Annotated in this window: 12 protein-coding genes; 9 read left to right on the top strand and 3 right to left on the bottom strand. The window is 72.2% G+C overall.

All coding sequences use genetic code 11. The features are described 5' to 3' along the window. Window positions 1–110: 110 nt before the first annotated feature. Window positions 111–569 carry a metallopeptidase family protein gene (locus tag ACIGWZ_RS24640; protein ID WP_400068087.1) on the bottom strand — a complete coding sequence of 153 codons (459 nt, stop codon included), beginning with the start codon at window positions 567–569 and terminating at the stop codon, window positions 111–113. Window positions 570–874: 305 nt separating this feature from the next. Between ACIGWZ_RS24640 and ACIGWZ_RS24635 the strand changes: the two genes are divergently transcribed. The 6 genes from ACIGWZ_RS24635 (at window position 875) to ACIGWZ_RS24610 (ending at window position 7,385) form a co-directional block, all read left to right on the top strand. Then, window positions 875–1,327: a DUF3499 domain-containing protein gene (locus tag ACIGWZ_RS24635; protein WP_400068730.1), complete on the top strand. Its 453-nt coding sequence runs from the start codon at window positions 875–877 to the stop codon at window positions 1,325–1,327. A 251-nt stretch (window positions 1,328–1,578) separates the two neighbouring features. After that, window positions 1,579–2,937, top strand: a complete 1,359-nt coding sequence (locus ACIGWZ_RS24630; RefSeq protein WP_400068085.1) for a phosphomannomutase/phosphoglucomutase — start codon at window positions 1,579–1,581, stop codon at window positions 2,935–2,937. Window positions 2,938–3,191: 254 nt separating this feature from the next. Further along, the gene (locus ACIGWZ_RS24625; RefSeq protein ID WP_400068083.1) at window positions 3,192–3,374 is read left to right on the top strand and encodes a Trm112 family protein; all 183 of its coding nucleotides are present in this window, start codon (window positions 3,192–3,194) and stop codon (window positions 3,372–3,374) included. Between the two features lie 77 nt (window positions 3,375–3,451). Continuing rightward, window positions 3,452–4,588, top strand: a complete 1,137-nt coding sequence (locus tag ACIGWZ_RS24620; RefSeq protein WP_400068081.1) for an SIS domain-containing protein — start codon at window positions 3,452–3,454, stop codon at window positions 4,586–4,588. Window positions 4,589–4,698: 110 nt separating this feature from the next. Then, window positions 4,699–5,895 (top strand): mannose-6-phosphate isomerase, class I, encoded by a 1,197-nt coding sequence (manA, locus tag ACIGWZ_RS24615; RefSeq protein ID WP_400068079.1) that lies wholly within the window; start codon window positions 4,699–4,701, stop codon window positions 5,893–5,895. 530 nt (window positions 5,896–6,425) lie between these two features. Next, on the top strand, window positions 6,426–7,385 hold the full coding sequence (locus ACIGWZ_RS24610; RefSeq protein ID WP_400068077.1) for a cation diffusion facilitator family transporter: 960 nt from the start codon (window positions 6,426–6,428) through the stop codon (window positions 7,383–7,385). Between the two features lie 133 nt (window positions 7,386–7,518). On the opposite strand, the gene ACIGWZ_RS24605 is transcribed toward ACIGWZ_RS24610, so the two are convergent. Next, window positions 7,519–9,561 carry a fructose-specific PTS transporter subunit EIIC gene (locus tag ACIGWZ_RS24605; RefSeq protein WP_400068075.1) on the bottom strand — a complete coding sequence of 681 codons (2,043 nt, stop codon included), beginning with the start codon at window positions 9,559–9,561 and terminating at the stop codon, window positions 7,519–7,521. A 442-nt stretch (window positions 9,562–10,003) separates the two neighbouring features. On the opposite strand from ACIGWZ_RS24605, the gene ahcY reads away from it, so the two are divergent. Then, window positions 10,004–11,461, top strand: coding sequence for an adenosylhomocysteinase (ahcY, locus tag ACIGWZ_RS24600; protein ID WP_400068073.1), 1,458 nt, complete (start codon window positions 10,004–10,006; stop codon window positions 11,459–11,461). Between the two features lie 183 nt (window positions 11,462–11,644). After that, on the top strand, window positions 11,645–12,259 hold the full coding sequence (locus ACIGWZ_RS24595) for a hypothetical protein (protein ID WP_400068071.1): 615 nt from the start codon (window positions 11,645–11,647) through the stop codon (window positions 12,257–12,259). 61 nt (window positions 12,260–12,320) lie between these two features. Here ACIGWZ_RS24595 and ACIGWZ_RS24590 read toward each other — a convergent pair whose 3' ends face one another. Further along, on the bottom strand, window positions 12,321–13,394 hold the full coding sequence (locus ACIGWZ_RS24590; protein ID WP_400068069.1) for an RDD family protein: 1,074 nt from the start codon (window positions 13,392–13,394) through the stop codon (window positions 12,321–12,323). Window positions 13,395–13,511: 117 nt separating this feature from the next. Here ACIGWZ_RS24590 and ACIGWZ_RS24585 point away from each other — a divergent pair, with 117 nt between their 5' ends. Further along, window positions 13,512–14,519, top strand: a complete 1,008-nt coding sequence (locus tag ACIGWZ_RS24585; RefSeq protein ID WP_400068067.1) for a stage II sporulation protein M — start codon at window positions 13,512–13,514, stop codon at window positions 14,517–14,519. Window positions 14,520–14,923 lie beyond the last annotated feature (404 nt).

The following is a 14,923-nucleotide window of genomic DNA, read 5'->3' as shown; positions in this document are numbered from 1 at the left end:
ATGCCGTACGGCTCACTCCTGGTCCCGCGATCCCGTCGGCGTCCCGCGGTCACCACGACGTGAACCGCAACCGGCAACGGCTCCCGCCCCGGGCAATCACGCCGTACGGCTTACTCCTGGCCATACCGCGGGTCCACCGACTCCGGGGCCAGTCCCATCAGGTCGGCGACCTGCTCGACGACCACCTCATGGACCAGCAGCGCGCGCTCGTCGCGGCTCTTGGTGCGGATCTCCACCGGCCTGCGGTAGATCACGATCCGGTCGCGATGTCCGCCGCCGGCCGGCAGCACCCGGCCCAGCGGTACGGTCTCGCCGTCCGTCTCCGCATCCGGCAGGTCGTCGGGGCCGAAACCGGGCACCTCCACGACCAGGAAGTCGACTTCCGAGAGCTGCGGCCAGCGCCGCTCCAGGCGGTCGCGGGAGTCGTAGACGAGATCCACGAAGGCGTCGGCGCGGCTCACCGACAGCGGCACCTGCGGAGGCGCGATCGGGCCGCGCATGCCACGGCCGTGCCGGTCGCGGCGGCGGAGTCGCGGCTCCGACGGTCGGGGAGGTACGGGGCTGTCCATCAGCATCGAGCGTAACCGCCGTGGGGCAGCCGGTACCGCGAAGCCCGACAAGACGCACGATGTCGCCGAGTGACCGGTCCGCTCTGCGTTCCGTTCGTTTGCATCCCTCTATGAGACCGCGAATCCCCCGCGGAATGACATGAATTGCGCCGACTGATGACGGCTTTCCGTGCGGCGCGCCGTCCGTCCCGGGCTGCCCGGACCGGCGATGTCACCGTGGCGCGCAGCGTTTCCACCTGGGGCGGTGGCGGGCGAGGGGAGGGTGGGTGCAGGTCAGACGCATCGGACGAAGCGGGACGACACGGTTGGGTGAGCCGGGGGAGAGTCGTCGCGGCCCGGTCAAGAGTGCGGTACCGTCCAACGTCGTGAGCCCTGTACGTCGCTGTTCGCGCACTGCGTGCGGCCGCCCCGCCGTCGCAACGCTGACGTACGTCTATGCGGATTCGACCGCTGTGCTCGGACCGCTCGCCACCTACGCCGAGCCGCACTGCTACGACCTGTGCGCCGAGCACTCCGAGCGCCTGACCGCGCCCCGCGGCTGGGAAGTCGTCCGCCTCGCCATCGATGCCGGCCCCGCCCAGCCCAGCGGCGACGATCTCGAAGCGCTCGCCAACGCCGTACGCGAGGCCGCTCGCCCGCAGGAACGTGCCGCGGGCGGCGACGGAACCCAGGCCGGCGGGCCGGGCGGCCGCGACGGCCGGCCCATGGAGGTGGCCCGCCGCGGCCATCTGCGGGTGCTGCGCTCACCCGATTCCTGAGCGGCCCACCTGGCGTGGCCGCGGATCGCGCCACCCTTTTCCGCCTTCCGCCTTCCGCCTTCTGTCATCCGGAAACCCGAGTGCTCCCCTGGACCGGGAAGCTCCCCGGACGCGCAAGTCCGCCGCCGTACGGGACCGGGACCGACCGGGACCGACGCCGTGGCGCGCACGGCCGGTTCGAGGCCCCCGCGCCGGACGGACCGGTAGGTTTGGGGATCCGTAGCGACTCAGCGACTCCAGGAGGCCCGGCAGTGACCGATCTGTCGCAGATCGTCAAGGCATACGACGTGCGCGGTGTGGTCCCCGACCAGTGGGACGAGACGCTCGCCGAGCTGTTCGGTGCGGCCTTCGTCCACATCACCGACGCGACCGCGATCGTGACCGGGCACGACATGCGGCCCTCCTCGCCCGGCCTCTCCCGTGCCTTCGCCCGGGGCGCGGCGGCCCGCGGCGCCGACGTCACCGAGATCGGGCTCTGCTCGACCGACGAGCTCTACTACGCCAGCGGCGCGCTCGGCCTGCCCGGCGCGATGTTCACCGCGTCCCACAACCCCGCCCAGTACAACGGCATCAAGATGTGCCGGGCGGGCGCCACCCCGGTCGGCCAGGACACCGGCCTCGCCGAGATCCGTGCCCTCGTCGAGGACTGGACCAAGAACGGCGCCCCCGAGCCGGTGGCCGCCACCGGCTCCGTCACCCAGCGCGATGTGCTCCAGGACTACGCCGACCACCTGCGCAGCCTGGTGGACCTGACCGGCATCCGCCCGCTGAAGGTCGTCGTCGACGCGGGCAACGGCATGGGCGGCCACACCGTCCCCACCGTCTTCGACGGGCTCCCCCTCCAACTCGACGCCCTGTACTTCGAGTTGGACGGCACCTTCCCCCACCACGAAGCCAACCCCCTGGACCCGAAGAACATCGTCGACCTCCAGGCCCGGGTCCGCGAGACCGGCGCCGACATCGGCCTCGCCTTCGACGGCGACGCCGACCGCTGCTTCGTCGTCGACGAGAACGGCGACCCGGTCTCCCCCTCCGCGATCACCGCCCTGGTGGCCGCCCGCGAACTCGCCAAGCACCCCGGCGGAACGATCATCCACAACTGCATCACCTCCTGGTCGGTGCCCGAGGTCGTCAAGGAGAACGGCGGCAAGGCGGTCCGCACCCGCGTCGGCCACTCCTTCATCAAGGCGGAGATGGCCCGCACCGGCGCCGTCTTCGGCGGCGAACACTCCGCGCACTACTACTTCCAGGACTTCTGGAACGCCGACACCGGCATGCTCGCCGCGCTCCACGTCCTCGCCGCCCTCGGCGGCCAGCCGGGCCCGCTCTCGCAGCTCGTCGCCCAGTACGACCGCTACGCGGCCTCCGGCGAGATCAACAGCACCGTCGACGACCAGACCGGCCGCCTCGCCGCCATCAAGGCCGCCTACCAGGACCGCGAGGGCGTCACCATCGACGAGCTGGACGGCCTGACGGTCACCGGCGCCGACTGGTGGTTCAACGTCCGCCCCTCCAACACCGAACCCCTGCTCCGGCTGAACGTCGAAGCCCGGGACGCGGCCACCGCCGACCGGACACGGGACGAGGCGCTCGCCATCATCCGCGCCTAGACGACCTGGACGACCGGCACGACCGGGACGACCGGGACGACCTGGAGGATCCAGAAGGCCCAGGACACCCGGAAGGCCCAGAACACCCAGAGAACCCCTGGAAATGCCGTCCCGCCACCCGAGGGGGGGTGACGACCCCGGCCCGCCGCGGGCCGTCACCCCTCCGACCTCCGTACATCCCCTCCGGGCAGGACCCCGCCCCCCGTACGGCGGTACGCTGGCCAAGCCGCAATCACCCCGAAGGAGCAGCCTCCATGCCGGTCGAAGCCAGCTTGATCGAGATCCTCGCCTGCCCGGCGTGCCACGCCCCGCTCGAGGACCGCACCGCGACTGACCCCGCCGAGCTGACCTGCACCTCCGCCGACTGCGGCCTCGCCTACCCCGTCCGGGACGGCATCCCCGTACTCCTCGTCGACGAGGCACGCCGCCCCGCCTGACCGGGAAGGCGTCGGGCCGGACCCGGCGCCGCCCGGCGATTCCCCGCCCGTACCGGCGAACGGAGGCCGCGCCCACCATGCTCGACGAGTCACTCCTCGATGCCCCTGAGGCGCTGGCCGGCGCCGACCGTTACGGACTGCTGCGCGGCGTGGCCGAATCCGGCGCCCGGGTCCGCTCCGCCGCCCGCAGCGCCGCCGAGGCCGGCATCGCCGACCTCACGCCCGACGGACGGCCGCGCTCCGTCCTCGTCGCCGGTCCCGGCCCCGCCGCCCCCGCGATCGCCGACCTCCTCAGCGCCCTGGGCGGCGGCAGCTGCCCGGTCACGCACATCCCGCCCACCGGCGTCGCCCCGCTGCCCGGTGCCCTGCGATGGACGCTCCCCGGCTGGACCGGCCCCCTGGACCTGCTGCTGCTCGCCGGACCCGACGGCTCCGACCCCGGCCTGGCCGAGCTGGTCGAGCAGGCCTACCGCCGCGGCTGCGCGGTCGTCGCCGTCACCCCGGCCGGCGGCGCGCTCGCCGACGCCATCGTCCAGGCCCGCGGCCTCACCGTCCCGCTGGCCACCACCGCGTACGACGCCGAATTCGACGTCGAAGGCGCGCCCCCGGCCGCCCCCGGCACCCTCTGGTCGCTGCTCATCCCGCTGCTCGCGCTCGCCGACCGCATCGGCCTGCTCACCGCGCCGCCGGAGGCGCTCGGCCGCCTCGCCGACCACCTGGACGAGCTCGCCGAACGCTGCGGCCCGGCCGTCGCCACCTACACCAACCCGGCCAAGACCCTGGCCGCCGACCTCGCCGACGCCCTGCCGCTCATCTGGACCGAGGGCACCGTCGCCGGCGCCGTCGGCCGGCACTTCGCCACCGTGCTCGCCGGGCTCGCGGGCCGCCCCGCCCTCGCCGCCGCGCTGCCCGAGGCGCTCACCACCCACCGCCCGCTGCTGGCCGGCACGCTGGCCGCCGGCGCCGACCCGGACGACTTCTTCCGCGACCGCGTCGAACAGCCCGCCGCGCTGCGCGCCCGGGTCCTGCTGCTGCGCGAGGGGGAGCCGGGGCCGCACTCCGCCGCCCGCGCCGCCAACGGACTCGCCGACGAGTGCGACACGGCCCTCAGCGAGCTCGAACCGCAGAGCGGCAGCGAACTGGAGACCGCCACGGAACTGCTCGCCATCACGGATTTCGCCGCCGTTTACCTGGCGCTCGCCGACACCGAGTGATCATTGGGCGGGCCCGCACGGACGCACGCCGATCCGAAGCGGACCCGCCCGGCCGAACGGCACGAACGACACGCAGCGGCACGTACGACACCGCAGGAAGCAGCAGCCCCATGGACCGCCTCGCCAACACCGTGCGCCCCTACGCCTGGGGCTCCACCACCGCCATCCCGGAGCTCCTCGGCGTCGAGCCGACCGGCGCACCGGAGGCCGAGCTGTGGATGGGCGCCCACCCAGGCGCCCCCTCCCGGGTGGACCGCGGCGCGGGCCCGGTCTCGCTGGCCGAGGTGATCGAAGCCACCCCCGAGACCGAACTGGGCGAGCCCACCCTCCGCGCCTTCGGCCCCCGGCTGCCCTTCCTCCTCAAGCTGCTCGCGGCCGGCTCGCCGCTCTCCCTCCAGGTCCACCCCGATCTGGCCCAGGCGAAGGAAGGTTTCGCCGACGAGGAGCGGCGCGGCGTCCCGCTGGACGCCCCCCACCGCAACTACAAGGACGCCAACCACAAGCCCGAGCTGATCTGCGCGCTCACCCCCTTCGACGGCCTGTGCGGCTTCCGGCACCCGGCCCGGGCCGCCGACCTCCTGGAAGGCCTCGGCGTCGACGAGCTCAAGCCGTACGTCGACATCCTGCGCGCCAGCCCCGAGGAATCCGCCCTGCGCGAGGTGCTGACCGCCGTCCTGACCGCCGAGCACGACGCCATCGCCGAGACCGTCGAGCGCGCCGCCACCGCCGCCGCACGGCTGGCCGCCCAGGACGGACCGCACGCCGACGACTACGCCGCCTACGCCGCCGTCGCCCAGCACTACCCGGGCGACCCCGGCGTGATCGCCGCCATGCTCCTCAACCACGTCCGGCTCCAGCCCGGCGAGGCCCTCTTCCTCGGCGCCGGCATCCCGCACGCCTACCTGAGCGGCCTCGGCGTCGAGCTGATGGCCAACTCCGACAACGTCCTGCGCTGCGGCCTCACGCCCAAGCACGTCGACGTCCCCGAACTCCTCCGCATCGTCCGCTTCGAGGCGGGGGACGCGCCCGTACTGCGCCCCGAGGCGGTCGACGGCGAGGAGGTCTACGAGACCCCCATCGACGAATTCCGGCTCTCCCGCTTCGCCCTCGCCCCCGGGGCCGCGCCGCACCCGCTGGATGCCCGTACGCCACAGGTCCTGCTGTGCACGGCGGGCACGGTCCACCTGGCGGGCGAAGCCTCGGACGACCTGACCCTCACCCCCGGCGAATCGGCGTTCGTCCCGGCCGGCGAGCGGATCACCCTCTCCGGAGACGGCACCCTCTTCCGCGCCACGGTCGTGGCGTAGCCGGCGACGGGCACGGACCACGACGGGGGGAATGCTCCACGGCGGGGGGTGTCCCCACCGAGGCGGGGACACCGCCCACCACGGCGGGAACGCTCCACCGCGGCGAGAACACCCTCCGAGGCGGGGCACCCGACCACGGCGGGGACACCGCCCACCACGGCGGGAATGCTCCACCGCGGCGAGAACACCCTCCGAGGCGGGGACACCCGACCACGGCGGGGGACACCCCACCACGGCGGGGGACACCCGCTGATGGCGGGAACCCCCACCACCGCGGGAATACCCCACCACCCGCGCCACGTTGTGGACCCGCAGGGGGCCCTCGCATCCCCTACGGGATCTGTTCCCCCACCCCCTAAGGGCCCCCGCCCCCACTCCCTGAGCCCCCCACCCCGCCGCCCTCAGCCCCCCGCCCGGATGGCCGGATGCTGGCCTCATGCCGCCGTCCCCGCGCCGGGCTGCAACAATGACCGCCGCACGGCATTAAAGGGGCGGTAAAGCCCGGTCGACGGAAGGGACACGCGGCACACATGAGCGCATCAGGCGGGACAAAGGCGATCGTCGCGGCGCTGGGCGCCAACCTGGCAATCGCCGCAGCGAAGTTCGTGGCCTTCGCCTTCAGCGGCTCGTCCTCGATGCTGGCCGAAGGCGTGCACTCCGTCGCGGACTCCGGCAACCAGGGCCTGCTGCTGCTCGGCGGCAAGAAGGCCAAGCGCGAGGCGACCGCCGAACACCCCTTCGGCTACGGCCGCGAGCGCTACATCTACGGCTTCCTCGTCTCCATCGTCCTGTTCACCATCGGCGGCGTCTTCGCGCTCTACGAGGGCTACGAGAAGATCCACGACCCGCATCCGCTGGACAACTGGTACTGGCCGGTCGGCGTCCTGGTCTTCGCGATCATCGCCGAGAGCTTCTCCTTCCGTACGGCCATCAAGGAGTCCAACGAGCTGCGCGGCAAGCAGACCTGGGGCCAGTTCATCCGCCGCGCCAAGGCCCCCGAGCTGCCGGTCGTCCTGCTGGAGGACTTCGGCGCGCTGATCGGTCTGGTCCTCGCGCTGGGCGGCGTCGGCCTCACCCTCGCCACCGGCGACGGCATCTGGGACGGCATCGGCACCATGTGCATCGGCGCGCTGCTCGTGGTGATCGCCCTGGTCCTGGCCGCCGAGACCAAGTCGCTGCTGCTGGGCGAGGCCGCGGGCCCCGAAGAGGTCGCCAAGATCCGCGAGGCGATCGTCGACGGCGAGGTCGTCACCCGCGTCATCCACATGCGCACCCTCCACCTCGGCCCTGAGGAACTGCTGGTCGCCGCCAAGATCGCGGTCGAGCACGACGACACGGCCGCCCAGGTCGCGAAGGCCATCGACGCCGCCGAGGTCCGCATCCGCGAGGCGGTGCCGATCGCCCGGGTCATCTACCTCGAGCCCGACATCTACAACGACGCCGCGGCGGCCGCGGGCAACGACCCGAAGGCGACGCCGGGCGGCCACTGAACCGCCGCCCCGTACATGGCAGCGGCCCCCGCACTCGGTTGAGTGCGGGGGCCGCTGCCATGTACGGGGCGGTCGGCATCCGCCCCGTCGGGTACGCGCCCCTCCCGTATGCAGCCGGCGCCGGGCTACCCGGCTACCGGATCTCGGCCAGGACGCGCAGCACCGCCGCCGCGTCCTCCGCGCCCTGCAACCGCGCTCGGAAGTCCGTGTCCATCAGCTTCCGCGACAGCAGCGCCAGGATCCGCAGATGCTCGTCCCCGGCCGCCGCCTCCGGCACCGCGATCATGAACACCAGCTTGGCGAGCGTCCCGTCCAGCGACCCCCATTCGATGCCCTCCGGCGACCGCGCGAAGACGACGACCGGCGCGGTCACCGCATCCGTCTTGGCATGCGGAATGGCGATCTCCTCGCCGAGCCCGGTGGACCCCTGCGCCTCCCGGTCCAGCGCCACCCGTACGAGTTCCGCGACGTCCGTCACCTTGCCGGTGGCCGCCGCCAGCCCGGCCAGCTCGCGGATGGCCGCCTCCTTGCCGTCGGCCGTCAGGCGCGTCGAGACGGTCCCCGCGGTGAGATAGCCGCAGAGGACCTCGGGGACGTCTTCGCTCCCCGTACGGGCAGCCGCCCCGCCACCGGAAGGTACGGCGTCGGCGGACACCCCGCCCCCCACCAGCGCGGGCTCCGGCGCCGTCGCGGGCTCCGGTGCAACCGGGGCCGCCACCTCGGCCCGCCCCGTCCGCCGCTCCGCGACATCCACCAGCGCCACCGTCGTCAGCGCCGTGACCACCGCACCGGCCACCACGGCGACGAAGAACATCGGGACCCCGCCGACCGCCCCCAGCACCGCCACGATCGGCCCGCCGTGCGGCACCGCGTCCGACACCCCGGCCATCCCCGCGACCGCCCCGGCCACCGCGCCACCGAGCATGTTCGCCGGAATGACCTGCGCGGGCCGCGCCGCCGCGAACGGGATCGCTCCCTCGGAGATCCCGAACAGCCCCATGAACAGCGACGCCATCCCGGTCTCCCGCTCCTGCTCGGAGTACAGCCGCCGGCGCACCAGCGTGGCCAGCCCCTGCCCCAGCGGCATGACCGGAATGGCGGCCGCACACATCCCCATCACGGTCTGATTGCCGGATGCGATCAGCCCCGAGCCGAACAGGAACGCCGTCTTGTTGACCGGTCCGCCCATGTCGAACGCGATCATCAGCCCGAGAATCGCCCCGAGCGCGATCGCGCTGGTCCCGGTCATCCCGCTGAGCCAGCCGGTGAGATGGGTGAACACCCACGAGATCGGCTTGCCGAGCACGTAGACGAAGAACAGCCCCAGCGCCGTGGTCGCCACGATCGGGATCACGATGATCGGCATGATCGGCCGGACGAACCGGGGGACCTCGACCTTCTTGATCCACACGACCAGATACCCGGCGAGGAATCCGGTGACGATCCCGCCGATGAAGCCGGCGCTCGCGTCCTTCATGCCGTACAGCTCGCCATGGGTGGCGATCCAGCCGCCGATCATGCCCGGCACGAGGGCCGGCCGGTCCCCGATCGCGTACGCGATGTAGCCGGACAGGATCGGGACCATCAGCTGGAACCCGATGGTCCCGATGCTGTTGACGTCCGCCCAGAACGACCCCGGCGGGATCTTCAGCCCCTCCGGCGTCGGATGGCCCCCGAGCGCCAGCGATATCGCGATCAGCAGCCCCCCGACCACCACGAACGGGATCATGTAGCTGACCCCGTTCATCAGCGCCTTGTACCCGGCGCTCCGCTCCTTGCCGCCGCCCCCGCTCTCCGGGGCCGGCCCGCCGCCCTCGAACACCGGCGCGCTCTGCACCCGCTCGATCAGCCGCTCGGGATGGTGGATGCCCTCCGCGACCCCGACGGTCACGACCTTCTTGCCGGCGAACCGCCCGAGGTCGACATCCTTGTCCGCGGCGATGATCACCCCGTCAGCGTCTCTGACATCGTTGTCAGACAGTACGTTCTCAGCCCCGATGGAGCCCTGCGTCTCCACCTTGATCTCATGCCCGAGCGACTCCGCGGCCCGGGCCAGCTTCTCCGCGGCCATATACGTGTGGGCGATACCGGTGGGGCAGGCGGTCACCGCAAGCAGCTTCAGCTTCCGCCCCTCGCGCCCCGCATTCCTGGGGTGATCGGCTGGACTCGTTGTCACGTGGTTCTCCTCACGGCCATGCGCGCGGCCGGGCAAGCGTTCTGGTGTTCCCGCGCTCCGGGCATCCTGCAACACCCGGCACCGCTGGCAAAGCCCCCAGGTCACGCCGCCACCGCCACGCACCACCTCGCCACCACGATCCGCCGACGGCCCGCCGTGGCCGGGACCGCACGGAATCGGCCCATCCGGACTGGGGCTCACTGGGCCGATCGGTGTAGATTCGTGCCCAGTGCCAGACGTCGCTGCTGATGGCGGTCGGGCGGCCCGCCCCGCGGACCGGCCGAGGGAGAGAGGGCCTCCGACGGACTGCGCTGCGGCCAGGGGAGAGGTGTGTCCGCTTCCGCGCACGCCCCCGCTCTCCAGGTACGACTGGGGACACCCCCCAGCCCGCGCCGCAGACTGCCCAGCCCTGAACACACGCGACGCTCGAGGAGCAGCCCGCATGACGACAGCAGCCACCGGCCAGGACTTCAAGGTCGCCGACCTGTCCCTCGCCGCCTTCGGCCGCAAGGAGATCACCCTCGCCGAGCACGAGATGCCCGGCCTGATGGCGATCCGCAAGGAGTACGCCGCCACCCAGCCGCTCGCCGGCGCCCGGGTGACCGGCTCGCTGCACATGACCGTGCAGACCGCAGTCCTGATCGAGACCCTGGTCGCGCTCGGCGCCGAGGTCCGCTGGGCGTCCTGCAACATCTTCTCCACCCAGGACCACGCCGCCGCGGCCATCGCCGTCGGCCCGAACGGCACCCCGGACAACCCCCAGGGCATCCCGGTCTTCGCCTGGAAGGGCGAGAGCCTGGAAGAGTACTGGTGGTGCACGGAGCAGGCCCTGACCTGGCCGAACTCGCCCACCGGCGGCCCGAACATGATCCTCGACGACGGCGGTGACGCCACCCTCCTGGTCCACAAGGGCGTCGAGTACGAGAAGGCCGGCAAGGTCCCCGCGATCGAGACCGCCGAGAGCGACGAGCACCGCGCCATCCTCGAACTGCTCACCCGTACGGTCGCCGAGGCCCCGCAGAAGTGGACGAACCTGGCCTCCGAGATCCGCGGTGTCACCGAGGAGACCACCACCGGCGTCCACCGCCTGTACGAGATGCAGCGTGACGGCGACCTGCTCTTCCCGGCGATCAACGTCAACGACGCCGTGACCAAGTCGAAGTTCGACAACAAGTACGGCTGCCGCCACTCCCTCATCGACGGCATCAACCGTGCCACCGACGTCCTCATCGGCGGCAAGACCGCCGTGGTCTGCGGCTACGGCGACGTCGGCAAGGGCTGCGCGGAGTCCCTGCGCGGCCAGGGCGCCCGAGTGATCATCACCGAGATCGACCCGATCTGCGCCCTGCAGGCGGCGATGGACGGCTACCAGGTCGCCACCCTCGAAGACGTCGTCGAGACCGCCGACATCTTCATCACGACCACCGGCAACAAGGACATCATCCTGGCGTCGGACATGGCGCGGATGAAGCACCAGGCGATCGTCGGCAACATCGGTCACTTCGACAACGAGATCGACATGGCCGGCCTGGCCGAGCTCCCCGGCATCGTCAAGGACGAGGTCAAGCCCCAGGTCCACACCTGGACGCACCCGGACGGCAAGGTCCTGATCGTCCTGTCCGAGGGCCGCCTGCTGAACCTGGGCAACGCCACCGGCCACCCCAGCTTCGTGATGTCCAACTCCTTCGCGGACCAGACCCTGGCCCAGATCGAGCTGTTCACCAAGCCCGAGGAGTACCCGACCGACGTCTACGTGCTCCCCAAGCACCTCGACGAGAAGGTCGCCCGCCTCCACCTCGCCGCCCTCGGCGTCAAGCTCACCGAGCTGCGTCCGGAGCAGGCCGCCTACATCGGCGTCCAGGTCGAGGGCCCGTACAAGCCCGACCACTACCGCTACTGAGCCATCCACTGATCACCGGCGCCCTCGTCGGCTCCGGCGATCGGCAACTGGCAACCACCAGCAGCCGGTGAACCCGGAAAGCCAGGCCCTCGCCCCTCACGGCGGGGGCCTGGCCCGTAAGGGCCCCGCCAGGGGCTCACCGGGCTCATCCCCCACCGGCCCGCCCGAAGGACGACAAGCCCCATGCCCCGCGGCCACTACTCGCTCCACGACCCGCACGATCACACCCCCCTCGGTGAAGAGCACTTCCACTGCGCCACCGGCCCCTCCGGCTGGCGCTATGTCTCGCAGATCACCACCCCCTCCGGCGATCACGCCGGCTCCGTCGACCTCACCCTCGACGAACTCGGCCGCCCCCTCCGCCTCGAACTCCACGCCTCCGCCTGGCAGGTCCGCGGCGCGGCACTCGAAGGCGTCACCTGGGTACGCACCGACCCCACCGGCGCACACGCCACCGAAGGCAACGTCCCCGCCCACGCCTTCACCGGCGCGTCCCCCGCCTTCCTCATCGCCACCGCCCGCCTGCTGCGCCCCGCCCTGGGCGCCGGCGCCGTCCGCACCCGCCTCGTCGCCTTCACACCCCCCGTCCTCGCCCCCCGCACCCTCGACCAGTCCTGGGCCCTGCTGTCGAGCACACCACACGCCACTGACAACGGCCCCCTGATCGCCGACGAATACCAGGTCAACGACCTGGAAACCGGCGAGCAGCACACCATCCACATCGCCGGCGACGTCGTCCTCTCCGCCCCCGGAATCGAACTCGAATCCCTCGAATCCCCGCCGTCGACGTTCACATAAGTCCGTCGTACGCCGGCGCCCACTCGCCGCCCCGGACCGGTTTCTCCCCGCCCGGGCCCCGTCACACAGGCGGCGCAAACCCCGTACGTGCCTCCCCACCGGCCGCACCGCCGCCACCCTGGCGCTCCGCCGCCGTTTCCGCGGCCCTGCCGGCCCCGGCCCCGCCGGCACCCACCGACGGCGCCCCGCCCCCCGACGCGATCCCCCCGGGCAACGCCCACCGCCCACCAGCCCCCGCATCCACGGCACCCGGCCCCACGGCACCCGGCCCCACAGCACCCGGCTCCACAGCAGCCGCCCCCGACGGCACCGGTGCCACGGCCCCCGCCGGAGCTACCGCCGCTTCCGGAGCCGTAGGCCCAACGCCCCCCGACACCGCCCACGACGCCCCGAACGCCCGCCGTGCCTCCCGCGCCTGCCGCTCACCCGCCACAGCGGCCAGATAAGCCACCGGATGCACCCCCGCCGGCGCCCGCACGCCCGTGAGCCCCCGCAAGTCCTCCGCGAACCGCCCCGCCATCGCCTCGCCGACCTGCGGATCCAACTGCTCCATCCGCCCCAGGAACTGCCGTACGGTCAGCCACCACTGGTCCGGCACCCGCGACAGATCGAGCCCGCTCACCTCCGCCGCCAGCCAAGGAGCCGGAGCCGGCAGCCCTGCCCCCGCCTCCTCCGCCGGAATCCGCTCCCGTACGACGAGCGTCCCGGCGAACACGTCCCCCACCCGCCGCCCCCGCGCCGACACCAGCGACGCGATGGACGCCACGACCCCCATCGTCAGCACGATCTCGATCGCGCCCATGGCACCCCGCACCAGCGCATGCCGGAACCGGATCGGCCCCCCGTCCTCCCGCACCACCCGCAGCCCGCAGATCACCTTCCCCAGCGACCGCCCATGGCTCAGCGTCTCGATCACAATCGGTATCCCGACCTGCACCAGTACGAACGCCGCCACCGAAGCCGCGGCCAGCGCGGCGCTGTCCATCGACGACAGCGTGCTCACCAGCACCAGCGACACCGCGATATACGTCCCCCAGGCCACGGCCAGATCCACCAGCACCGCCAGCCCCCGGCTCGGCAGCCGTGCGGGCCGCAGCCCCAGCACCACCGCTTCACCCGTGACGAGTTCACTCACCGCGCCCACTCCTGTCCACTCCCGCGCCCCTCAACTCCCGCCCACCCCACCCCGGTCACCCCCAGTCTGCCAAGCTGACCCGGAACCACCCCCCGGCGCTACGAGGAGCGACCACGCATGGACCTCGATGTCTTCGTCACGGCCCACAGCGCCGAATGGGACCGCCTCGAATCCCTCCTCCGCCGCAAACGCCGCCTCACAGGCACCGAGGCCGACGAACTCGTCGCCCTCTACCAACACACCACCACCCACCTCTCCCTCCTCCTCTCCAGCGCCCCCGACCCCGCGCTGACCGGCCGCCTCACCTCCCTGGTGGCCCGCGCCCGCAGCGCGGTAACAGGCGCCCGCAAGGCCTCCTGGCGCGACGCCGCCCGCTTCTTCGCCGTGTCCTTCCCCGCAGCGGTCTACCGCCTCCGCCACTGGTGGATCCCCACCGCGGTCCTCTCCACCGCCGTCGCGGCCCTCCTCGGCTGGTGGATCGCCGCCCACCCCGAGGTCCAGGCCACCATCGGAGCCCCGGAAGACCTCCGCGCCATGACCCGCCCCGGCGGCGAGTACGAGACGTACTACTCCAGCCACCCCGCCGCATCCTTCGCCGCCCAGGTATGGACGAACAACGCCCAGGCCGTCGCCCTCTGCCTGGTCCTCGGCGCCTTCGCGGCAGTCCCGGTCCTGTGGATCCTCTTCCAGAACATGCTCAACCTGGGCGTCGGCATCGGCCTGATGTCCTCGGCAGGCCGCCTCGACACCTTCCTCGGCTTGATCCTCCCGCACGGCCTCCTGGAACTGACCGCCGTCTTCGTCGCGGCAGGCATCGGCCTCCGCCTCGGCTGGACCCTCATCGACCCGGGCCCTCGCACCCGCCGCACGGCCCTGGCCGAAGAAGGCCGCTCCGCTCTCGGCGTCGCCATCGGGCTCGCCGCCGTCCTCTTCGTCGCCGGCGCCCTCGAAGGCTTCGTCACCCCCTCCGGCCTGCCCACCTGGGCCCGCATCGCCATCGGCGTGGCCGCCGAGCTGGCATTCCTCCTGTACGTCTACGTCCTGGGCGGCCGCGCCGTACGCGCCGGCGAAACCGGAGACGTCGCCCCCACCGACCGCGAGGCCCTCCTGCCCACCGCCGCCTGATGTGCATCCCACCCCGCTGACCTGCTACTCTCCTGATCTCCCCGAAAACCCATTGACACGGGCGACATGGGGAGGTAGATTCAAACGGTTGCGGCGAACTAGACAGGTTCGACCGGGACGGTTAGTCTCTTTTCTGCTTCGGCCGGAAATTCAATTCGGCGAGGCACATCCGATCACTTACCGGAAGCCCGATCGATTAATTCGACCGCGCGTCTTCTGATAAAGTCGGAAACAGCCGAAAGGCAACCCCCTCCGACGGGAAATCGGAATCGAAATTCGACCGGAAACGGCGAGGCTCGGATCTGGTAAAGTCGGAAAGGCCGAAAAGCGAAAGCGAAGCGGCCGAACCCCGCTCCAACAGGGGGCCGGAGACGGAAACGGATCTGGTAAGGTTGGAAACGCGA

It is taken from the genome of Streptomyces sp. NPDC053427 (genome assembly GCF_044544985.1).
Lineage (GTDB): Bacteria > Actinomycetota > Actinomycetes > Streptomycetales > Streptomycetaceae > Streptomyces.
This window is presented reverse-complemented; position numbering and strand designations above follow the sequence as displayed.

Excerpts from the sequence above, each read along its gene's own strand:
- ACIGWZ_RS24620 (WP_400068081.1), top strand. The coding sequence starts at position 3,452 with ATGCTCGACGAGTCACTCCTCGATGCCCCTGAGGCGCTGGCCGGCGCC.
- ACIGWZ_RS24585 (WP_400068067.1), top strand. The coding sequence starts at position 13,512 with ATGGACCTCGATGTCTTCGTCACGGCCCACAGCGCCGAATGGGACCGC.
- manA (WP_400068079.1), top strand. The coding sequence starts at position 4,699 with ATGGACCGCCTCGCCAACACCGTGCGCCCCTACGCCTGGGGCTCCACC.
- ahcY (WP_400068073.1), top strand. The coding sequence starts at position 10,004 with ATGACGACAGCAGCCACCGGCCAGGACTTCAAGGTCGCCGACCTGTCC.
- ACIGWZ_RS24640 (WP_400068087.1), bottom strand. The coding sequence starts at position 569 with ATGGACAGCCCCGTACCTCCCCGACCGTCGGAGCCGCGACTCCGCCGC.
- ACIGWZ_RS24595 (WP_400068071.1), top strand. The coding sequence starts at position 11,645 with ATGCCCCGCGGCCACTACTCGCTCCACGACCCGCACGATCACACCCCC.
- ACIGWZ_RS24610 (WP_400068077.1), top strand. The coding sequence starts at position 6,426 with ATGAGCGCATCAGGCGGGACAAAGGCGATCGTCGCGGCGCTGGGCGCC.
- ACIGWZ_RS24625 (WP_400068083.1), top strand. The coding sequence starts at position 3,192 with ATGCCGGTCGAAGCCAGCTTGATCGAGATCCTCGCCTGCCCGGCGTGC.